The sequence below is a fragment of the Paenibacillus sp. FSL H8-0283 genome (assembly GCF_045040675.1).
GTDB classification, from domain to species: Bacteria; Bacillota; Bacilli; order Paenibacillales; family Paenibacillaceae; genus Paenibacillus; species Paenibacillus amylolyticus.
This window is the reverse complement of record NZ_CP150295.1, coordinates 1015972-1037296: the sequence shown is the minus strand read 5'-3', so window position 1 is coordinate 1037296 and position 21325 is coordinate 1015972. Positions and strand designations below refer to the sequence as shown.

Below are 21325 nucleotides of genomic sequence, written 5' to 3'. Positions count from 1 at the left end.
AACCTGTCCTCCTATTCGAGATACCACGTTGCATTCACAACAGAGATTTCCGCTTCCTCGTACACACCATAATAATAGGTTTCAAAAAAACCTTCTTCCCCCACATCCAGCCAGCTTGGATACACATCTGCATAAGTTTGGCCCAGATATATACCGTCTATATTATAAATATCAATCAACACTGTAATGGAAGAGATCGGACGAGTTGCATTATTGATCAATGAACCGCTAATATAAAGATCCCCGTACATATCAAGCGTCGCATCAACGTTCACGACACTTACTGCCGCCGTTCGATTCATCAGATCTTCTTCTGCAGCCTGTTGCTCCGCCAGTTGAATCCGATCCGCTTCCGCTTTTTCAAATGCCTTTTTTTCACTGAGCACCCGTTCACGATACGAAGTCAGTTTTTCATTTTCCGGCGCATAGGACAATCCCTGGTCGACCGTTTGTAACGCAATTGTGAAATTCTTTTGCTTTACTTGCTGTTCCGCCTCTTTATAACTTATGCTTGCGAGCTTGTCGACAATTTGCTTCTCTACTGTCTCAGCTTCCTTGCCTTTCAAGTCTGATATGGTGTCCAACTTCTCGGCTAGTGCCTCAATTGTTGTCAAACTGTCGATTTCCTTTTTCACCTTCAATACGGCCAGTGTTACCTTTCTGTTGTTGAATGCGGCACGCACTTTGGCAAAAACAGGTTCTTCCCGCTCCATCAACGCTTTGGCTACAGCCTGAATGGTCTTGTCTCCTGCGGACAGCTTTCCTGTCTTCAGACTTGTGGACGCCTCATCCAACTGATTCATCAAGTTGAACGCCTTCGCCGTAATTTGCCGATCCTGTATAAGTGCATCATAGTTCGGTCGTTTCGTTAGAGCGCTGTCCAGCAGTTGGAGAGCCTCTTTATATTTTCCCTCTAGTGCAGCCTGTTCCGCCTGTTGGTGCAGTGATTTAACCTCTGCATTTATACCTGTTTCCTGCTTGTAATAATACGTTAGCAAAGCTCCTACAACTACTGCCAGAAGTATGGGAATAATCCAGCTAAATGCAAGGCCTTGACCCGTATTTCCCTGTTTGGAAGCTGGTTGCTGCTGACGGGACAACGAATCAATTGCTTTTTGCGTTCCTTTATCCAAGTCAATGGCTGTTTCTGCCCAGATCTGTTCCTCTGTAGAGCTTGTTTCTTTCAATTTGGTTCTACACTTTCTGCACGTGTTATCCGCCGGACTGTTTTTGGTCCCACATACATGACAATACACCCTGATCCCTCCACTTAAGAACATATGTATACTTCGCTTTCCCGGGGTTCGCCTATCGCATCAATTGCTAAAAAACACCAACATGAATCGATAATTATCATATAGCAAAAAGGAATATTACACCATATGTTCTGTAGATATCATGTTTAAACGAGTCATACTGGATGCAAAAAAGCCTTCCTATTAATCTAGGAAGGCTCTAGTTATTTTCATTTTATTACTCCGAAGGAAAAGCGCTGAGATCCATATAGGAAACTTCCCACAGGTGATCATCCAGATCCTGAAAACTCCATCCGTACATAAATCCGTGATCCTGTGGTTCGTTGGATGGCTTCCCTCCTGCATCGAGGGCAGCTTGTACAATCACATCTACCTGCTCACGGCTATCTACAGACAGGGCAACGATGACTTCGGTTGTATCGGCGGCATTGGAGATTTTTTTTGAAATGAAGGATTGGAAACGTTCCTCCACCAGAAGCATGGCGTAAATATTTTCCCCGATGATCATACAAGTAGCAGACTCGTCCGTAAAATTGGCATTAAACTCAAATCCCACCTTGGTAAAAAACTCAACGGATTTCTTCAAATCTTGGACAGGTAAATTAACAAAAATCTGCTTAGCACGAATAGCCACCATCGATCACCTCGAACTCATAGAATACATTCCACCTCAAAATAACACCTCGCGAATACGCTGTCAATTTTATTATAAATACCTTCCAATACCACAAGATCATTTTCTCGTAGAATAAACTCAAAGTGTATCTCACATTGAAAATATTCTTTATTTAATAATAAAATAATCAGTTTGGCTACATATATTGTAGTTTTTTGTAACCCTCGAATGCTATAATTTTTTATATTTACTTGGAGGTGTTAGCATGGAGACTTTGGTTGTCAGAAAGAGCATAAAAAATTTGAACCAATCAATGAAGGCTAATTGGAATGATTTTTTTAAGTCTTTAGGAAAAGCAACAATCGGAGGAGTATTCTTAGATTCTAAAGAAGTTATTAATAACAGTTATGAAGCGTTACTTTCACTTGGACTTGAGAAGGAGGTAACACATCTAGCCTGGCTTCTAATTTATAGATCTCTTACTGAAGCTATAAGAAATATAGTTGAAGAAAGTCGTGAATTATTTAATATCACAGAAATAGATATAGAAAGTCTCAGCATGAGAATTGATCTATCTTTAGAGAATGAAATATTTGAGATTGATAGAAACTTCTTTTCTAACCCTAAATCCTTGAAAATATTAAGCACTGTAAAAATACCGTTTGCACAATGGTTAGATGGTTTCAATCTCTCAGCAAGTCAAATCACTTCAATAACTGATCGATTACCCGTATTTTTCACCTTTGCTCTCCATGAAGAGTGGAAAGCAAGGCCAGAACAATATAAAAGTATTTCAGAATACTTTGATTCTCCTTTTATGAGAGCTAATGAAAGACAACTTTCTTGGTTGCGCTATACCACTTATTTACGAAAAGAAACTGAAAAAAGAATGTTTGATGAAGCATTTAGTTTGAGAAAAATCTATGTTCCTCTGCGGGCATACTATAACAAAAAATCTCAGGATAATTCAAAGTTGGGAGATATTGATTTTTCACTTCCTCCTAATAAAAAAGTCGTTATTGATTTAGAGAAAGAATTAGATAACTGGTTACATACAGCTGATAAAAATGATGCTATTCGCGTTATAAGTGGAGGTCCCGGATCAGGGAAGTCTTCTTTTGCAAAAATATACTCGGCAAAATTAGCCGAAAAGCAAAGTGTACCTGTGTTATTTATTCCATTGCATCATTTTGAATTGGCCGATGACTTAATTGAGGCAGTAGGACGATTCGTGAAATATGATAAGTACCTCATCCATAATCCCTTAGATCCTCAAAATGGTGAGGAAAGAATAATTGTTTTTTTTGATGGTTTGGATGAATTATCTAGACAAGGAAAGTTAGCAAATGAGATAGCCAGACAATTTGTTGAGGAAGTACAACGTAAAGTAGATCGCTTTAATATGGAAGAAATAAGAATTCAGGTCATCATGACAGGTAGAGAACTAAGTATACAGCAAAGTAAAGATCAGTTTAGGCGGCCTAATCAAATATTTGAAATACTTCCATACTATATTAGCCACGACGACAAGGATGACTATTATGATCCTAATAAGCTTTTAGAAACAGATCAAAGAGAAACTTGGTGGAAACTTTATGGATTGGCAAGTGGCCAAAACTTTACCTCTATACCTGATACCTTAACTGGAGAAAGTCTCGAAGAAATAACTTCTCAGCCCTTACTAAATTATTTAGTGGCATTAAGTTTTATGAGAGATAAGATTGATTTTAATAAAAATAACAATTTAAACGCAATATATAATGACTTACTACAAGCAGTCTATGAACGAGGATGGGCCAATAATAAGCACCCATCGATAAAAGACACTACTTTAGAACAATTCATTCGTATCCTAGAGGTTATAGCTGTCTCGGTTTGGCACGGTTCAGGTCGAACCACTACAATAAGGGATATAGAAAACTACTCTCAAAACAATGGGTTAAAAGATTTGTTAAATAGATTTCAAGAAGGCGCCGCTAATGGAGTCACTAGGCTCCTAACTGCATTCTATTTCAGAGAATCAGGAGCAAATAATATGGGCGATAACACTTTTGAATTCACCCATAAGAGTTTCGGAGAGTATTTAGCTTCTCGGAGAATTATCTTATCATTAAAACATATAAATAAAATGCTTTCTAGAAGAGCAGATGATCCTGATGATGGATGGGATACCAAATCAGCAGTTGTTTACTTTATTAATTTATGTGGGTCAGCTAAGATTGACACTTATTTAATCAACTTTATAAAAGGAGAGCTTGATTTTCTAAGTGTGGAGGAAATACAAAGACTCCAAGTGACATTAGGAGAGTTATTAAATTACTGTATTAAATTTGACGTACCTGTTGACAGACTTGATCCTAGGCCATCCTTTTCATTAGAAAGGATATACTCTAACAACACTTTTGAATCTTTAATTATTTTACTTAGCTTAACTTCTAGCCATATCGGCCAATCACTAAAAATCAATTGGGATTTAGATAACAGTTTTGGTACTATTTTGAAAATGATAACTGGACAACGTACTGGTGCAACAAACCCAGTAGTTATGTCAAATTTAAAGCATCTTGATCTGTCAAATCAACGTCTTGATATTGCAGATTTGTATGGGGCTAACTTGTCCAACACGGATTTTAATTTAGGAGCTTTACACTATTCTAATTTAGTTCTTTCAAATTGTGAGAGAACTAATTTCAAAGGAGCTCGTTTAAATTATTCTCAGTTAACGAGAACTAATTTCAATTATAGCAATATGACCGGAGTTAGTTTGAATGGAGCCTACGCTCAGAAGTCCTACTTTATTGGAGCACAATTAGAGCAAGCAAACATATATGAAACTGATTTTTCTGGCTCTAATTTTCATAATACAAATTTAAAGAATTTAAACAAAAATAAAAATAAAGAGCTGTTCAGGAGAAAAATTCACCTTGAAAGAATAATCTTCACAAATGCAGAATTCAATAATACAGATTTAACTGGTTCTCTTTTACGTGGTTGTAATTTTACAGATGCAACATTAACAAATTCAAATTTTCACAATGCAAATTTATCATATTCTTGCTTTGATAATGCAACATTAAATAATGTGAATTTCAAAGATGCTGATTTGACAAAGGTTGATTTTGAGAAGATTAAATTAATCGAAGATTGTACATTCGAGGGTTCATACTGCTTAATCAAGCATGAAGAATCTATTGAAGATTAAAATCCATATAGAAGTTAACACCACTTCTTCTTATGAACACATTAAATTCCACAAATAAATTAAATAAGAGTGATTAGTTATCAACTTTTAATGATAACCAATCACTCTTATTAGTCTTTTAACAACTATTGAAAAACTACTTTATCTTCTCACGAAAAATTACTGCGTAATCTCCAACTTTTCCAAAAAAAGCTTTAATTTATCCACGACATAGTGGCTTCCACCTCGGCCGTTCACCTCTTCAATTACAGCGGATAACAGAAAGCTCGGAGAACCAGTATCAAACACTACGAAAAATCCGTTTTCCTGACCCTTCTCTCCCTTTTTTGCTTTCAGTTCCGCTGTTCCCGTCTTGCCCGCGAGCCCTCCAGGTATTGAATTCAAGGTGTGGGCCGTACCTCCCTGCCGGGAAACAACTTCTCCCAAAGCATCCTTAACCGTATTTGCGGCTTCCGGAGTAATAATTACCTCAGGCTCAGTGCTTTCTTTTCCCTCGATCAGAACAGGTTTCACCAGTTTCCCTTCATTAATAAAAGGTGTAAATGACGATGCCAGATGAATCGGGGACATCAACATCTCCCCTTGCCCGTAGGACGTATCAGCGAGCAACACCTCGGAAGACAGATCCAGATGTGCTTCGTTGGCATATTGGCTTGGCTTCAGATACAGTTCATCCAGTCCAAAGTTATCGCCAAAACCAAACTTCTGGATCCCATCAATAAACTTGGCACTACCCATCTCGATCGCTTCCATCGCAAAGTAAATATTGTCCGAATACACCAGAGCATCGACCATGTTAACCGGGGATAAACTCTTCACACGCTTAACATAATAACCGCCCCAGCTATCGTCTTTGCGCCATTGCAAGCCAGAGATATCATGGGTTTTGTCCGCTGTAGTCACCTTCTCCAGCAGTCCCGCTGCGGCTGTAATCGCTTTGAAAGTTGATCCTGGTGCATACCGGGTAGTGACTCTGTTGATAAAAGGAAGCTTCTCATTCGCCGAATAAGCATCCCACTCTGCCTGAGTAAGTCCTGTAACCATTTTGTTCGGGTTATAGGAAGGCGCACTGACTAACGCCAGCAGGTTGCCGTCCGTCGGATTCATCAGAACCATTGCACCGGCGTCTCCACCACTGGATAAAGTCTGATACAATTTCTTTTGTTGTTTGGAGCTAATCGTCAGTTGAACATCCTGTCCATCTACAGCTTCCTTGCGAATAAGCTCAGAACGAGAGTTACCGGATTCATCGGTGATTTCGATCAGACCACCACGTTCACCACGCAGCTGCTTCTCCATGGACTGCTCCAAACCCGCTTTGCCAATCCAATCTTCTGCGCGATAATACCCTTCCGTATCCTTATCCAGATCTTCCTTGGTGGCTTTGCGCACGTATCCAATCAGGTGTGCAGCCGCATTGCCGAGTGGATAATAGCGGATTTCCTTGCTTTGCATCGTAACCCCGCTTAAAGATTCTGCCACGTCAAACTCCTCCGTTGAACCAATCGGGACAAAATACTCTGGCTTCACCCATGTCTGCGCAAGCGCTTTGTGAATGGCATCTTCCGAAACCTGATAATGGCTCGCGATTCGGGCAATCATCTGGTCCGGGTTATCCCCAAGTTTCTCAGGTACAATGCCCCATTCATTCATCGTTCCCTTGGTAGCGAGTGGCAGACCATCACGATCCACAATGTCTCCACGATCCGGGAACAGTGTCCTCACTCGTACCTTACTGCCCTTAACCATGTCATTCAGGATCAGTGAAGGCTGCCAGTTAATTTTCCAGTTTTTTCCCCCGTCCTCAAGCTCCTGCCGGACCATTTTCAATGTATGCGTCTCACTGACTTCACCCAAAAAAGTTGTCAGTTGCAGGTTGTAATCCACCTCATAGGTATCCGGGTTTTGTTTCTCTGCATCGGTCTTACTGCCATCGGAAGCCGTTTCGGCAACATCCACAGGTTTAACCGCCGCCTTGACGGTGGATACTTCCATACCCGAATAGATCGCATTGTATTTCTCAACAAATTGTTCCTTGTTCATGCCCGACTCTTGCAGCGAAGCAGGTGTCATCAAGGTGTACAACTGGTCAAATTCTTTTTTTTGCAGATGCTCTATGTATTGATTCACGGTAGTCTGGGGCTTAGCCTCTGCTTCTTTGTTATTCTGCATGTATAGATACATTCCGATTCCACCTGCAAACAAGATGGGCAGCAGTCCGTACATTAATTTACGTTTTGATTTCATGGTTACATCACCTCTAATATACACTATAGATTTCCAGAGCCATTTAAACAATGAAACAAATCTGACGAATTTATCATTAAAAATAGCCGAAAGCTCACATAATATGTTTAAATAAGGAGAGTGAGATTACATACTAAAGCTTTTTTGCTATGCAAAAGGCTGAAAAGGAGCCCGATGATGGAAATCAGCTATTTTTTACTCCCCAAAGCCGAAGTGGCCTATATCAAGTCTACCGCTTCCATGAAAGATGCTATTGAGCAATTGGAATCGCAACACTACACCGCCGTTCCCGTGATTGACCAGGATGGAAAATATGTTGCTACCCTGTCCGAAGGCGATTTGTTATGGAAAATGCGAAATACACCCGGATTGACTTTTGATACGATGGATCAGGTTCAGGTCCATGAGATTAACAATCGGGTATATAATGAATGTGTATTCATTGAGGCTGAAATGGAGGATATGCTGACACTTGCAGCAGACCAAAATTTTGTGCCCGTGGTGGATGTCGATCGTGTCTTCCTCGGTATTATCCGTCGTAAGGATATTATTGAATACTATACGCGTAACATTTCGGATTAAATGAAGTCAAACATCCTGTAATAAACGAATATTCAACTCGAAAGGGTACTCCTGTGGTCATGTTTTGGCCAAACCGGGGTACCCTTTTTGTTTCATGGTCTGGTCGGAATCATTCTAGTTACGCTTAGCCCGCTCTTCAATGTAATAACTCAACACATCCCTCGGACTTCCCTGAAATGCACGCTCTCTGCCGAACTCATACGCCTGATGCAAATACGAATACGCCTCGTCATGCTGTTCAAGTCTCATGCAGATCATGCCGAGATCGATCAACGGACTCGTACTTCTATCCGAACTCCGCGTACTTAACGATATCTCAGCCCACGGCTTCGCCAGTCCATACTGCTTCAGATCGATATGTGCATTCGCATGACAGGATGCGATCCAGCTTGCAATCTCCCATTCCATCTTCGGCTCGGGCAACATGCCCCATGCCTGATCATAATAGATAAGTGCTTGTTCATGTTGTTGCGTCTCATCCAGCACATTACCGGCTTCTACCGTTTCTACAATTTGTCGCTCCAGTTCGGCATGTTCCGGTGTCAGATCTTTCATTGCACCGTCTCCTCCTCCAGAACGAAATACCACTCCAGAAAAGCATTGAAATCAGCCCACTGCGGCTCACTCTCGCCATTAAGAAACCGTTCAATCGATTCACCCAGTTCCACCAGTACCACTTCTCCCGTCTGACGGTTGTAGAAAAATCCACCTTCACCTTCAAAACTGTCCAGTGGAATATACGCCTCGGGAAGTCCCAGTGTAAGCTGTGCTACATCCATGTCTTCCATATATACGGTGTTCTCCATAAACCAGCAGATCTGATACAACTCCTGATGCCTGCTGTAGAAAGTTGGTCCATCCTCTGCATGTAAATAAAATTGTGCAAAATCCGATTGAAGATCAATTCCAAGCTTCCGCAATGCTTCTTCGTAGGCTGCTGGAACATCTTCATGCCACCAGCCTTGCTCCTGGCAATGATCAATCACTTTATTGGATAACATCGCAGACCTCCTAATTCAATTTTGCTCATAATACCTGTTCAAAAAGATTGGTTTTCAGTACCGAGAAGATGGGATGAAGCTAGAAATGGAGTAGCGGAGCGTAGGGAAACTACGTGAGCAACGGACATTTCGGCTGAATTCCATATTCAATGCTGATGATGCCTCTAGGCATCCTTCGTAATCAAAAGCGGACTTTTTGAACAACCTCTTATAGTGATTTTACAGGTATCCAGACTTGGGGAGGTGTGCCATCACCTTTGTACACTTCAAGTTCTGGAATCCCTGCATGCTGATATGAAGTGGAAGGAAACCACTCTGTCATAATATAGTGCCACAACCGTTGTATCGCTTCCGGCTCTAGTTCATCAGCTTCAAATACGACCCAATGGGACTCAGGAAGTTCGATGGACACCAAACCTTCAGGCACTTCACCTGAGTAAGAGGTAGCAATCCAATACTCCATTTGATTGTCATGCAGCTCTCGCTGATCTACACAGATGCCCACCAGACCGGGAATAGCTCCGTTATTGAACCCGTTTAAACGTTCCTCAATGCCGTCTGCCACATCTTAGGAATTTCTATTAAATTCTCACCATCCACACAAGAGAACGTTCGTTTGATGCCTACAAAGGTAAGAGACTGTTGTTCGATCACATGTTCATTCACATTCATTAGATGGACTCCTCTCCGAGAGCGATACGGGGCACGGTTCTCCATGACCCATTCATGAAAACATTGTCCCATACATGATATATACCTCCGATATGTCCTACAGTTACTGTATCAAAAGAGTAAGTAGATTGGAAATAGTGCCAGTACTCCTGCAAATAAAAAAAGTCCGCAGTGACTGCGAACCATATCTCTAAAAGGAATCACTCATAGCTTCACTCAAGAAAACACTTCCCGGCTATGGAATATACGATATGTGGCAAGTATAGTCGAAACAGTCATGAAAGCCATCACAACTATATATAAGGTTAAATAAGATATATTCAGTCCGAATAAGGAATAGTTTATTGGTGTTTGATAAAGCCCTGTTACCCGTATCATGGTACTTATCGAAAATTTTTCGACCCAATTTAATGACCCGGAATTCAAATTTAATACGTCAAAGGCCAAGTATGGCAGACCTACTATCACGGTATTCACAATTATAGCTATAAAGGATGTAGAACTGAGGACGGATACCAGTAAAACAATAGATGCAAAGACCAAGCTACCTGCTATATGAGTAAACAATTGAACTAAATAATATTGAAAAGCAGTAAACGTATATGGTGAGAACTCATAATCAAAGCTGTAAACATACATGCCCACGCTCTGTATGGAAGTATCCGCCCCAGCCAGATTACCAAACCTTAACCAATATAAAACCAAGTTTACCCCAGTAAATAAAACGGCACACATCACAACGTACAATATGGAAGCAATGCATTTTGCTGATACAAGCTTGCTTTTTCCTCTTTTGCTGCTACGCAGTAATGATGCTGTACCTAGTACATATTCTTCGGTAAATACCGGAGCCAACCCTAGCAGAATCATAATCATCATAAAAACTACACCGAATTGATCAATGTATTCCAGTAGGTAACCCCAAGGTTTATTATAATAAATTTCGGATACATTCACTGTTCGCTCCATGATGTTGCCATGATCATCATATCGTGTACTGTTCTTAATCGCCTCTGGAGAAAAAAACACAATATCGTACAATGCACCATATTGGTATCTACCTTTGGTACTATCCCAAATGGAATCATATTGATTATGTGCGACTTTTACCTTCTCTGTTGTAATAGCACCTTCATAAGGTTTGTAAAAGGCGGAACCATCCATTATCCCAGGATGCCTCCAAAATGAGTATACGACTAGAAAAACAATTAAAATAGACAATGCTATGCCAATACTTTTACGCGTTATAATTTTATAAAACTCGAATTGAGTTAAACGAATCAAGACTTCGTCTCCTCTCCAAAATAGTGCATATATACATCTTCAAGCCGAGGTGATTCTCGTACGGCTTGCGGGACAGGCTGTTCTTTGGCCAGTATTCTGGCTACGATTCCATCAGACTCATAAGACAAACCACTTACTTTGAAATGAGAGGTAAGATCAGCAAGTTGTTGCGGATTTAATTTCGCTTTCCATACGTTATTTTTCATCCGGTTCATAATCTCTTCCGGAGTATTATGGGCGATGAGCTGCCCTTCATTCAACAAAATCATCTCCTTACATGAAAACTCCAAATCAGAAATGATATGCGTAGATAACATTACAATACGATCTCTTCCCAGCTCGCCGATAATGTTACGAAATCGAATGCGCTCTTTGGGGTCCAATCCAGCTGTAGGTTCGTCAAGAATCAAAATTTGTGGATCATTCAACAAAGCTTGGGCAATTCCCAATCGCTGCTTCATTCCTTCGGAGAATGTGTGGATTTTATGTTGTGCTTGATTTTCAAGGCCCACCGTCACTAGCGTTTCCTGCACACGTGCTGAAGCTTGACTAATACCGATCCCTTTCAAAGAGCACATATACATGAGAAATTTATAAGCACTGAATCGGTTATAAAATCCAAATCGCTGGGGCATGTAGCCCAACAAACTTCGATAACGGTCTCCCATGTTTTGGATAGACTGCCCGTTCAACAAAATTTGTCCAGACGTGGGCTTGGAAATGTCTACAATCATGCGAAACAATGTTGTCTTCCCTGCTCCATTCGGCCCAAGGAGACCGTAAACACCACCACTGGATAGTTCTAGTGAGACTTCTTTTACAGCCAACTTGTTCCTGTATTTCTTGGATACGTTATCCATGGTCAGTATCAAAGGAGTAACCTCTTTCTGTCTGTGATGTATATTTCCTTGCCATCTCATAGATCTGACTGATTAATAGTAAAACTCCGCATAGAGCCATCGCTATAAGTACTGTGGGCTGGATCGATTGAAGTAGAGTCTTCAATTCGGGATTACTTAGTACAAGCCAAACCAGCGCGAACCATACAATTAAAAAGATACTGACGGCTGTCCCACCTCTGACACGCATCGCAAGCCATAGACTTGTACCTGCTGCTATCATAAGCTGTGTATACGAGAGGCCGATAGCACTCCATGATATGGAAACATCTTTTTCGCTTGATATAAGTAAATTAAGCAAAACAACAAACGCCATATTCCCAATAAGTACTACGATTAGACGGGTAAGCATCAGTTGCTGTGCCGTGATTTTGCAGGTCAGTTCGATTTCCATTAATCCTTGATCTCGACCTTTAAAAACTTCTAGCAAACCAAGTACAAATGGAACAGGAACTATAAAGAGCACACTCATGTACGGGTCTGTCGTACTGTGAGTACCTAGCCAATAGCCGAACAACAAGAGCATTGAACAAACTAACCAGTAAGATTTGTGGAAGACAGCAACCTCACCATAAACTAACTGGAACAATTCCTTAACTGAATTCCCAGATGATTTTTGTTTCAGGTGAGCATTCATGTGATCTGGCATATATGTATCCAGTATTCTAATTGTCTTGTCAATCTCCATCTCGGATGGAAATTCGACCGGATACTCATCCAGATATGAAGCAATTTCGTTGTACTCTTCTATTTCCAACTCTGTTACAGGATTCAGTTCATCTCCGTTTCCTCTGCTTTTCATCCCGTTCACCTCCCACAATAATCTCCTTTAATTTCGTTATCCCCAATCGAATGCGCGACTTCACGGTCGATTCGTTGGTTCCCGTAAGTTCAGCAACTTCCCTGATCTTCAATCCATTGTAATAGTTTAGAATGACTGCATCTCGCTGGTGATCAGGCAAACTTAATACTGCGCGCCTGACTTGCTCATTCTGAAATCGCTTATGAAAAATATTCCAAACATTCTGTTGTTCACTGGCAGGGAACGCATCCTCAGTTAATTCACTCTCTCTTTGTTGTTGCTTGAACTCCCGCCCACGATAATAATCTCTACAATGGTTCACTGCAATCTTCAGTAGCCAGTGACTGAATTTACCTGTGTTCTGATACTTGTCCAAGGAATTCATCATTTTTACAAATACCTCTTGTGTTAGATCATAAGCAGTATGGTACTCTCCGGTTTTCCGGTAAACATAAGCAAATATCGACTGATAGTGCCGCTTCACCAGTACTTCCATGGCAGCACGGCTACCTTCGCGAATCTCTTGAATAAGCTCTTCATCATTCAACGCTCCCTCACCCCCTCTATAAACAATTAACGAAATTTGGATAGTAAAAGATCAAAAGCATAGAAGTGTATTTTTTTGAATATAACAAAATTTCAAAAAAGAAGTATTAATACATTGGCTCTGATCCAAATTTACTCAGGCGTGCGAACTACTAGCTTCATCCTTCGTTTCCTTATTCTGGTGCAACTTTATTGTTACTCGTTCGTCTAACTACTGACCAACAACGAAGGAGATGACTATGCGAATAACTTGCAGCCCCGGTTTCCCAGGAAGCATGATTGGATCGATTGATCTTCAGCCATCGAAGTATTACACCCCACCTTCCAGTAACAGTAAGATCACAGAATATGTTGACCCCGAACTCGTTACCATTCCCTATGTAGAAGATCCGGAATTCGGATCACACTTTGACAACATGAAGGTTATGAACGGAACTTATAAAGATGAAATGCATGTGAGCTATGATGTCGAATTTACGATTGATGTAGATAAAAAAGGTTATATTACGCAATTCGAGCATACGTTCCAGCTGGAACGTTATCTGGATCTGGTTCGCACACAGTCCTATAAAGTGATCAAGACAAACTGGCGTGGACAAACATTTCACGTGATGACGTGCAGTTACCTGGAGGAAGTCATTCATCCGAAAAATGTTCTTTTTAAATGTAACAATGCCGAGGATGTCTTCGTCGTGGCTGAACTTATACCCCATCGTGTTGGTGGCATTGTAGTACAACCCAATAATCTTTATCTTCATTTCCGTGCATTAATCTCGGCACGAGATGACTTGTACCCATTAGATTATATGTGTGAGCCTGATTTCGACCTGAGTCTCGACTAAAAGTAGATACATATGTAGAAAGAGCATAAGCTGTCCCCAATCAGCGGGGTGGCCTGTGCTCTTTTTTCAACAAATGAACCACTAACTCCCTAATTTAAATACCCTCCTTCATACGCTCGGCCTTATGCTCCCATGCCTGGCTCTAAGCAAAACCAGCTGTAATGTCGATGAATATACCATAATGCTGAACATGCATATGTTCTTTGTACGTTCAGATATGAGAGGGGTTGGAAACATGGTTTACCGGAAAAATAAAATACATTCACTGTTCACTCTGCCCTTGGCAGGTTTACTGTTTCTGTTATGGGGTGCTCAAGCGGCACATGCGGAACAGGTCGACAGTTTGTTACCTGAGCGAAGTCAGCAGGAGATTGTCCAAAAGTGGAATCAGTGGATGAATGGCAATGATACATCTCCCCTGTATACAAAGACACCTTCGACAAGTGCTCCCTACTCTGCTGGTGTGGTAAGTGACGCCTATCTGGAACAAGGGCTGAATGCAGCCAACTTTTATCGTTTTATCACGGGGCTACAGGGCGATCTTGTCCTTGATCCGGCATTGAATCGTCAAGCCCAGCATGGGGCTGTTGTGGTCTCCACGGGTGGATACCTGTCCCATTCTCCAAAACAGCCAGGAAATATGCCAAAGGATTTCTTTGACACCGGTTCAAAGTCTGCCAGCAGCTCCAATCTGTACGTTACCAGCAGTGCAAAGAATAACGTCCTGACAAAAAGCATACAGGCCTACATGAATGATTCAGACGCCTCCAATATTGATCGACTCGGTCATCGGCGCTGGATTTTGAGTCCACAACTGCAACGAATCGGATTTGGACTCGCCACTCGTAGTGAAGCAGGCAAGACATATGATCAGTACTATAGTGCCATGCAGGTATTTGATAAAAGCAGAACGGGGGGAACTTCGTTCAACTACAGCCTGTTCCCGAATCAGGGCGCATTTCCAATCGAAGCTTTTGGCAGCACACAGGCCTGGTCTGTTCAACTGAATACAGATGTATTTGCGAAACCATCACTATCTGAGGTACAGGTCGAGATGACTCGGACTTCCGATCAACGTACATGGACCTTTAATGCAAAGAATCAGAACAGTGGCTTTCCAACCGGTTATTACAACGTGGACCCTGCGGATAAACAATGGTTTAATCAAGCCTATTTCAATGTAGAGACAGCTGGATATGGATATGGTTACGCCATCATATTCCGTCCCGACGATGTGCAATTGTTAAAAAACGGCGATACGTTCAACATTCGAATTACAGGTCTGCAAAAGAAAAACGGTACAGTAGCGGAAATCTCATACTCCACACGTTTCTTCCATGTGGACGGTGTTCAAGATACAACACTTACCCGTATAACGCCAGGACAACCAAACCTGAAAGTCCGAACAGGAGAACAGATTGATCTGCCTTCAATCACTGCCGTGAATGATAACGGAACATCCTATGTTCCACAGTCTAACGTTTCCTTCACCACGACGTCAGATCGCATTGTCATCAAGGATGGAAAAATCATTGGACTTCAGGCTGGTAAAGCCGAAATTCGGATTCGTTTTGAAGGGAAAGAAGCGGTTGTCTCTGTTACGGTAACGGGAATTCCCCAATTAACTGATGTCCGTACACATTGGGCGAAAGATGCCATTCAATGGGCCGTTCAACAGGAGATGGTCAGTGGATACGAGGATGGAACGTTCAAACCCAACAATCAGGTGAGTGAAGCCGAATTCCTCTCTATGTTGTTCAAGCTGTATGCGAATTCCCATGTCATTCAGAGCATCGATGCTGCAGAGGGACAAGCTATCAAAGGAAACATCTGGAGTGATCGTTACTATACCTATGCTTCCGCGTTGAATCTGAAACTGGATGCCAGCAAACAGAATCCGAAGCTGCGCAATCGTGCCTTGAACCGAACAGAAGTAGCCTTAATCGTGGCGGGGCTTGGCGGTAAAAATTATACCCAGGACGACGATGCCATCCGGTATCTGCTGAACATGGGATACTCTTCAGGCAAAACCGCAGCTACGGTGCAAGGTTATGCGGGACAAGAATCCTTGACCCGGGCAGAGGCCGTTGTTTTTCTCCAGAACCTGAAGGAAAAAGGCTTCGAACTATGGAGCAGGCCGAAGAATGCCACTGAAGCTACCGAGAATGAAAAGAACGGCGGACTACCGGATCAGACCATGAAAGCAGTATATTCTTCCGATCACACACTGGTCCTTCAAGGTACGTTCCCGGCGTATGCCAACCAGACGATGCCGATCAAAATCCATGGTCCTTCGCCTGCTGTAGAGCACATCCAGACGCAACAGGTTACAACAGATGCCTATGGCAATTTTAAACTAACGCTAAGTAACCTTGATGCAAAGGAACTTAACCTCTATGTGGACGTGCGCGAAGATTATTCCTACTGGATCAGTGTAGAAGCGGGGCATACTGCGATAAGTGATTATACCGAGTAACATGTAAAAAACCAGCTTAGGAATTCTACATTGAATTCCCAGCTGGTTTTTTTCTCGAAACATATTATTTCTGGTGTGAACATGACATATTTTTATGGAATTGGAGAAGCGTCGGCTGCACTAGAAATTAAATCGGATGACCGAATTGCTCTGCCTTTTCTGTCATTATCCTCGCTAACCTCGCTCTTAGTCCGCTCATCCACTCCGGCTCATATGACCACTGCTCTGCAACAGATCGAAGCATACGCACATAACCGTACAAGTTGGCAAAACGGCGACAAGCGGGGAACATACTCTCCAGATCATAACGTTCTCCTGCCTCGGACCAGTACCCGTTCAGGAACAATTGTTTCTTCTGCTCCCATTGTTCAGGCTCGATCTCCTCACGTAAACTATCCAGACTCTGTTCCACGTCCATTGCGTACCAATGATACATCGAATCATCAAAATCAATGGCATAACAAGACTGGCTACCTTCGTCATAGAAAACATTGTCCAGTTCAAAATCGTAGTGGATGAGACCGAAATTTTGCTGGGTCATCGGTAAAGTCGCAAAATACGTTCGAAGAAACTCCACCTCATTCAAAGCAGCCGTTTCACCAGGAAAACCCTTCAGGATCTCCTGCATCCAATCCAAAACATCCGTATAGGTCCAGCGTTTCTCCTTTTGCTCAGGCATGAATGTACGTGATAAATGATGCAGCTCACCCAACGCCTGACCATAGCTGTACAGGATGGAGTCATTCAAATCAATGCTTCCTAACTGCGATCCAGGTACTCGCTTGAATACGGAAGCATAGTACACTCCCCATGGGGTGTGAGCCTCTATGAGTTCTGTCCCTGAATGGGAAGGTACCGCCTCCATGGCTCCATAATGATTCGTTTGAAGATAACGCAGAAACTCCAGTTCAGCGCCAAGATTGATTTGATTTTTCTCCTCTACCGGAGCAAATCGAAGTAATCTCACTTCCCCCTGATCTCTGAACGGATACACGGCATTGGAGGATATGCGATAATACTGAAACATATCCAGCGACTCAGGATCATAGTTCCAATTCTTTAAAATCATCTCGGCAAGATCATTATGTTGAAATAAATATTTTAATTTTAACATGGGCAGTTCTCCTTTTTGATCGTTTTATGTGCATTGCTTGTAGGCAACGAATGTCTATTTTTGCGCGCAAAAAGCCGCAGGCTATGCCTGCGGCTTTTAAAAATTCTGAGTGTATGAGAAATTTGCACAAGCAAATAAACCTCGTATACGCCAGAAAAATTGAGCAGTTATATCCCTATATATCAGCAGATCTCAGACCAAACCGGGGAACAAGATGTGTTCCTCCCTTCGTCTGATAGTCTGCCGGAATTATTCAGTTTATGCTTACCTTCATTGTAGTAATAGAACATACCATCTTAGACCGTCGTTTCATGACGCTCACTCCCTTCAAAAAACCAGTTGTTACCATAATAGCCGATAAGCCAAATGTAAGCAATTACAAAACGACGATATTCACATCATTTTTTACTGGACAACCATCACCCGTTCCACCGTCTCGGTGTTGTCCTTATACCACACCATCACGATGTTTTCTTTTTGAAGATCAGACACTTGAATGGACGAATTCGCACGTGGGATGGAATTGTCCGAGCCCGGCGTCCCCATGCCTTCAGTGATAACAACATCATCACTTATATTCAATTTCATCTCCATTCCGGTATCCATCCATTCCCTGCTTGGGGATGAGTTGTCCTGCACCTCAAGTAACGCCAGCGTCACTATGTTCCCATTCACGGAGATGACTCTACCAGTAATGTCGGCATTCATCATCCCCTGCGTCATGCCAGAACTGCCTGTTCGATCATTCATACCCGCGGTGCCTCTTCCACCTCTCGGTGTTCCTCCATTCATGCCCAGGCCACCACCATTCGGCATACCGCCACCGTTCATGCCTTGTGCAGAACCGGTGGCGGTAATATTCTGGGCGGTTATCACATCGCAAGCCGTTAGCATAACCGAACATCCCAGCAGTAGGAGTAGCGTAACCGATGTAAAATATTTATTTTTTCGCATATGATCACCTTTTTCTCAGGGAATACTTCTCCAAGGTACCTTTACGATGGAATATGAAGTCATACGTATCTTTGAAACCCATATAGGACAGCACAACCAACAACGGATATACAGGGTAGATGTATCTGGACTTAATCTCCCATAGAATATAAAATCCGATGAATCCGAGAATGACCAGGATTAAGGAGACTTCATCATATCGTTTACGACGAATTCCACCGAACAACCGGATGAAAATAAAACAGTACATCAAGAAATTCATCACATATACAATACAGAGCAAACCTGTCCGATAAGCCGAATCCCCTTGCAACAGTTCTGTTATCGCATTGGTGTAACTGTAGGAGCCTGCGATTCCGCCTCCCCTTCCTCTTCCCGCACCCATGGAACTTTCATTGCCGATTCCGTAGCGGTCCATCTGGTATGTCCCTTCGGTCCAGGTCCATATGATCTTTTTGTAATACATCTGCACCAAGTCACTCGCACTTGCTTCAGACAGCTTGTTGCTGATTTCTTGTTTGAATAATGATGCGCTCTCTGCCTTACTGTAGTTGGCCTGCCTCTGGTAGATCTGATAACTCTCCATATTGTCCCAGAAGCCAAAACGCGCCAGATTAATCCCCATATTCAGCCACATATAGACCGGTGCAGCATTCTCTCCGACAGGTTCGCTCACAGCACCGGAGGATTGAAGAACCGCATTCTGAGTCCAGGTTGGTACATTAAACAACATAGCCAGCACACCGATGGAAATGATGACTTTCTTCATTCCGATGCTCCGCATATTCAGCAGGAGATATATGATGGCAGCGATTAGCACGATCACGCCGATGCTTCGGAAGTAATTGCCCATCGCGAGAAAAACGGCGGCAATGACGATGGTTTTCCAAGACTTTTCACGCACAAAACGAATGATAAAGTATAGGCACGATGTCAGAAATGCTGTAGCAATCACATCGTTATAGATCAGGTTGTTCAGGAACAAGGACGGTAGGTACGTGGCTGCAAAGATCAACACACCGTAATCACGTTCCGTGGATCTGTCGTTCACTTGTTTGTAGATAAGATAAATCATGAACGTTGTTAACGTTGAAAACAAAATATTAAATAGTTTGATGACCAGATAGTTGTCCGGGAACAGGTACAGCAATGTCTTCAGATACAACACGATCGAATAGTTAAACGGGAACATGTGCAGATAACCACCCGTTTCAAACGAAGAGTAGTCTTGGTCATACAGCATGTTCATAGCAAGTGAAAGAACGGTCTGTGAATCATCGGTGGGCACTCTCGGAAATACAAAAATGATGATGATCTGAATGGCCAAAGAACTTAGTAGCACAATCGGAATGACAACCTTCGGACTGTATTTGTTCAGCTTCAGACATAGAGCATATAACCCGACACCTGAACCAAGAAGCAAAAGAATGACCGGGAGAAAAATACTCCACTGCTGCATGCCCAAAATGGGATTGTCCCCATATAAGGCGTAGTTGTACTGTGCCCGAACCAACAAGGACGAAGCAATAAACACCGCAACAAACACGAGCAAAATGAGATAAAACGACTTATGCAGCACCTTAGACATGCCAAAACTCCTTTTCGATTACAGGATTCCGTGAGTATTATAATGGCTCTGGCTGAAAAATCGCTGAAAAGGAGTAACGCTTGCGATCGGTGCGGATCAGTATGTGTATACAAACAGAAAAAGACCGTCCCTTCGATAAAGGTAACGGTCTATATGTCCAATTTTTTAAAAGTATAGGGCCTTAGCTAATTGTTGAAGATCACTTCTCGTCCTTAATAAACTCAATGATATCCTGGATGTCACAATCCAAAGCCTCACATATTCGATTCAGCGTATCGAACTTCACACCATCGGTTTCTTCATTATATAATTTGGCAATCCCATTTCTATGTAATCCGGTTAGTCGGGATAAATCAGCAATATTAATTCTTTTCTCACCCATAATACGAGATAAATGAACCTTGATCATACGAATTCCCCTCCAAACTAAAATGCACACTGTGATGTTGACAAAGGATGCCTTATTCTGTCCAATACACACAAATAGACCGCCCCCCTCGCAAAAGGATGCGGTCTATTGTTGATCATCTTTCTAAGCGAAGCCCACCGCCCTTAAAAGCGGCTATTGCTCGGAGGAGTCGTGTTACCAGCGCGGCTCTCTTTGCATTTTACGTCTCATCTGCTCTTATTATACCCTACTCAAATCTCCGGCGTCACTTGTAAACCACGCTAGATACGATACATTTCTTTATACTCATCCACATATAAAACTTCAATACAATTCGACCAATTCAGAATCGAACCGACAAAATCCTGAATGTCCAGACCCGGCATCTCATACGTCTCCGCTGTGTTCACTGAACCTGTTGCGTCCTCAATCAAGGTTACCTTAAACCCTTCGTATTCTGCAGTAATTGCCGTAAACAGACAACAATATTCCATGTTGAATCCAACAATAAATACATGTTCTACCTGATGCTCATGTAGCCAAGTTCTTAGCTCCGGATTGCTGAAGGCACTTGGTTTGCTTTTCTCCATAACGGGATACTGACCCGTACCCATTATAATTTCCAGGTTCGCAGCATTTTTATAGAACAGTGAAGAAGCCTCCTGATCGTAATCTACATGTTTCATGTATATGATTGGCTCATGTTGCTGTTCAAAATCAGCGATAACCGCTTCAATCTTGCCCAACTGAACTGTGAAATCCTTCAATGACGTGATCCCATACTGCACATCCAACACGATTAGTGCTTTGTTCATCTGTACTTCCCTTTCAGTAGACTAACAGGTTTTTACCATTT

20 protein-coding genes are annotated in these 21325 nt (G+C 42.1%); 4 read left to right on the top strand and 16 right to left on the bottom strand.

The genetic code is table 11. The annotated features are described in order from the left end of the window. Positions 1-11: 11 nt before the first annotated feature. Positions 12-1187 carry an FxLYD domain-containing protein gene (locus MHI52_RS04720; RefSeq protein ID WP_180361870.1) on the bottom strand — a complete coding sequence of 392 codons (1176 nt, stop codon included), beginning with the start codon at positions 1185-1187 and terminating at the stop codon, positions 12-14. 286 nt (positions 1188-1473) lie between these two features. After that, positions 1474-1890, bottom strand: coding sequence for a VOC family protein (locus tag MHI52_RS04715; RefSeq protein WP_101314792.1), 417 nt, complete (start codon positions 1888-1890; stop codon positions 1474-1476). Between the two features lie 247 nt (positions 1891-2137). Here MHI52_RS04715 and MHI52_RS04710 point away from each other — a divergent pair, with 247 nt between their 5' ends. After that, entirely contained in the window at positions 2138-5074 is a 2937-nt protein-coding gene (locus tag MHI52_RS04710) for a pentapeptide repeat-containing protein (RefSeq protein WP_405158569.1), read from the top strand. Between the two features lie 159 nt (positions 5075-5233). On the opposite strand, the gene MHI52_RS04705 is transcribed toward MHI52_RS04710, so the two are convergent. After that, positions 5234-7321 (bottom strand): penicillin-binding transpeptidase domain-containing protein, encoded by a 2088-nt coding sequence (locus tag MHI52_RS04705; protein ID WP_405158568.1) that lies wholly within the window; start codon positions 7319-7321, stop codon positions 5234-5236. Between the two features lie 177 nt (positions 7322-7498). Here MHI52_RS04705 and MHI52_RS04700 point away from each other — a divergent pair, with 177 nt between their 5' ends. Next, positions 7499-7903, top strand: a complete 405-nt coding sequence (locus MHI52_RS04700) for a CBS domain-containing protein (RefSeq protein WP_036605969.1) — start codon at positions 7499-7501, stop codon at positions 7901-7903. A 114-nt stretch (positions 7904-8017) separates the two neighbouring features. Here the strand turns inward: MHI52_RS04700 and MHI52_RS04695 are convergent, their stop codons facing one another. From MHI52_RS04695 to MHI52_RS04660, 8 genes are all read right to left on the bottom strand, one after another. Beyond that, a complete protein-coding gene (locus MHI52_RS04695; protein WP_076253745.1) occupies positions 8018-8458 on the bottom strand; it encodes a hypothetical protein in 441 nt (146 codons plus the stop codon). Then, positions 8455-8904 (bottom strand): SMI1/KNR4 family protein, encoded by a 450-nt coding sequence (locus MHI52_RS04690; protein ID WP_036605971.1) that lies wholly within the window; start codon positions 8902-8904, stop codon positions 8455-8457. The genes MHI52_RS04695 and MHI52_RS04690 overlap by 4 nt, the downstream gene beginning before the upstream one ends. 208 nt (positions 8905-9112) lie before the next feature. Beyond that, a complete protein-coding gene (locus tag MHI52_RS04685; RefSeq protein ID WP_405158567.1) occupies positions 9113-9469 on the bottom strand; it encodes a GyrI-like domain-containing protein in 357 nt (118 codons plus the stop codon). Continuing rightward, complete coding sequence (locus MHI52_RS04680; protein ID WP_405158566.1) at positions 9442-9576, bottom strand: hypothetical protein; 135 nt, start codon at positions 9574-9576, stop codon at positions 9442-9444. Before MHI52_RS04680 ends, MHI52_RS04685 begins: the two co-directional genes overlap by 28 nt. Before the next feature lie 216 nt (positions 9577-9792). Further along, positions 9793-10860 carry a hypothetical protein gene (locus MHI52_RS04675; protein ID WP_405158565.1) on the bottom strand — a complete coding sequence of 356 codons (1068 nt, stop codon included), beginning with the start codon at positions 10858-10860 and terminating at the stop codon, positions 9793-9795. Next, positions 10857-11720: an ABC transporter ATP-binding protein gene (locus MHI52_RS04670; RefSeq protein WP_405158564.1), complete on the bottom strand. Its 864-nt coding sequence runs from the start codon at positions 11718-11720 to the stop codon at positions 10857-10859. Before MHI52_RS04670 ends, MHI52_RS04675 begins: the two co-directional genes overlap by 4 nt. Beyond that, positions 11713-12561 carry a hypothetical protein gene (locus MHI52_RS04665; RefSeq protein ID WP_036668293.1) on the bottom strand — a complete coding sequence of 283 codons (849 nt, stop codon included), beginning with the start codon at positions 12559-12561 and terminating at the stop codon, positions 11713-11715. The genes MHI52_RS04670 and MHI52_RS04665 overlap by 8 nt, the downstream gene beginning before the upstream one ends. After that, entirely contained in the window at positions 12536-13108 is a 573-nt protein-coding gene (locus MHI52_RS04660) for an RNA polymerase sigma factor (protein ID WP_036668294.1), read from the bottom strand. The genes MHI52_RS04665 and MHI52_RS04660 overlap by 26 nt, the downstream gene beginning before the upstream one ends. A gap of 274 nt (positions 13109-13382) precedes the next feature. Here MHI52_RS04660 and MHI52_RS04655 point away from each other — a divergent pair, with 274 nt between their 5' ends. Further along, positions 13383-13949 carry a hypothetical protein gene (locus MHI52_RS04655; RefSeq protein ID WP_405158563.1) on the top strand — a complete coding sequence of 189 codons (567 nt, stop codon included), beginning with the start codon at positions 13383-13385 and terminating at the stop codon, positions 13947-13949. 235 nt (positions 13950-14184) lie between these two features. After that, positions 14185-16425, top strand: a complete 2241-nt coding sequence (locus tag MHI52_RS04650; RefSeq protein WP_405158562.1) for an S-layer homology domain-containing protein — start codon at positions 14185-14187, stop codon at positions 16423-16425. A gap of 127 nt (positions 16426-16552) precedes the next feature. On the opposite strand, the gene MHI52_RS04645 is transcribed toward MHI52_RS04650, so the two are convergent. The 5 genes from MHI52_RS04645 to MHI52_RS04625 all read right to left on the bottom strand — a co-directional run bounded on the left by MHI52_RS04645 (position 16553) and on the right by MHI52_RS04625 (position 21284). Continuing rightward, on the bottom strand, positions 16553-17539 hold the full coding sequence (locus MHI52_RS04645) for a phosphotransferase enzyme family protein (protein WP_405158561.1): 987 nt from the start codon (positions 17537-17539) through the stop codon (positions 16553-16555). Between the two features lie 405 nt (positions 17540-17944). Beyond that, positions 17945-18493 (bottom strand): hypothetical protein, encoded by a 549-nt coding sequence (locus tag MHI52_RS04640; protein WP_405158560.1) that lies wholly within the window; start codon positions 18491-18493, stop codon positions 17945-17947. A gap of 4 nt (positions 18494-18497) precedes the next feature. Continuing rightward, complete coding sequence (locus MHI52_RS04635) at positions 18498-20081, bottom strand: glycosyltransferase family 39 protein (RefSeq protein WP_405158559.1); 1584 nt, start codon at positions 20079-20081, stop codon at positions 18498-18500. 199 nt (positions 20082-20280) lie between these two features. After that, positions 20281-20490 carry a helix-turn-helix transcriptional regulator gene (locus MHI52_RS04630; RefSeq protein ID WP_036605982.1) on the bottom strand — a complete coding sequence of 70 codons (210 nt, stop codon included), beginning with the start codon at positions 20488-20490 and terminating at the stop codon, positions 20281-20283. 260 nt (positions 20491-20750) lie between these two features. Further along, on the bottom strand, positions 20751-21284 hold the full coding sequence (locus MHI52_RS04625) for a cysteine hydrolase family protein (RefSeq protein WP_036668303.1): 534 nt from the start codon (positions 21282-21284) through the stop codon (positions 20751-20753). Between the last annotated feature and the right edge of the window lie 41 nt (positions 21285-21325).

Bases quoted from the DNA above. Each gene is read 5' to 3' on its own strand.
- MHI52_RS04710 (WP_405158569.1), top strand. From the start codon at position 2,138: ATGGAGACTTTGGTTGTCAGAAAGAGCATAAAAAATTTGAACCAATCA.
- MHI52_RS04705 (WP_405158568.1), bottom strand. From the start codon at position 7,321: ATGAAATCAAAACGTAAATTAATGTACGGACTGCTGCCCATCTTGTTT.
- MHI52_RS04700 (WP_036605969.1), top strand. From the start codon at position 7,499: ATGGAAATCAGCTATTTTTTACTCCCCAAAGCCGAAGTGGCCTATATC.
- MHI52_RS04695 (WP_076253745.1), bottom strand. From the start codon at position 8,458: ATGAAAGATCTGACACCGGAACATGCCGAACTGGAGCGACAAATTGTA.
- MHI52_RS04690 (WP_036605971.1), bottom strand. From the start codon at position 8,904: ATGTTATCCAATAAAGTGATTGATCATTGCCAGGAGCAAGGCTGGTGG.
- MHI52_RS04680 (WP_405158566.1), bottom strand. From the start codon at position 9,576: ATGAATGTGAATGAACATGTGATCGAACAACAGTCTCTTACCTTTGTA.
- MHI52_RS04670 (WP_405158564.1), bottom strand. From the start codon at position 11,720: ATGGATAACGTATCCAAGAAATACAGGAACAAGTTGGCTGTAAAAGAA.
- MHI52_RS04665 (WP_036668293.1), bottom strand. From the start codon at position 12,561: ATGAAAAGCAGAGGAAACGGAGATGAACTGAATCCTGTAACAGAGTTG.
- MHI52_RS04655 (WP_405158563.1), top strand. From the start codon at position 13,383: ATGATTGGATCGATTGATCTTCAGCCATCGAAGTATTACACCCCACCT.
- MHI52_RS04650 (WP_405158562.1), top strand. From the start codon at position 14,185: ATGGTTTACCGGAAAAATAAAATACATTCACTGTTCACTCTGCCCTTG.
- MHI52_RS04645 (WP_405158561.1), bottom strand. From the start codon at position 17,539: ATGTTAAAATTAAAATATTTATTTCAACATAATGATCTTGCCGAGATG.
- MHI52_RS04640 (WP_405158560.1), bottom strand. From the start codon at position 18,493: ATGCGAAAAAATAAATATTTTACATCGGTTACGCTACTCCTACTGCTG.
- MHI52_RS04635 (WP_405158559.1), bottom strand. From the start codon at position 20,081: ATGTCTAAGGTGCTGCATAAGTCGTTTTATCTCATTTTGCTCGTGTTT.
- MHI52_RS04630 (WP_036605982.1), bottom strand. From the start codon at position 20,490: ATGATCAAGGTTCATTTATCTCGTATTATGGGTGAGAAAAGAATTAAT.
- MHI52_RS04625 (WP_036668303.1), bottom strand. From the start codon at position 21,284: ATGAACAAAGCACTAATCGTGTTGGATGTGCAGTATGGGATCACGTCA.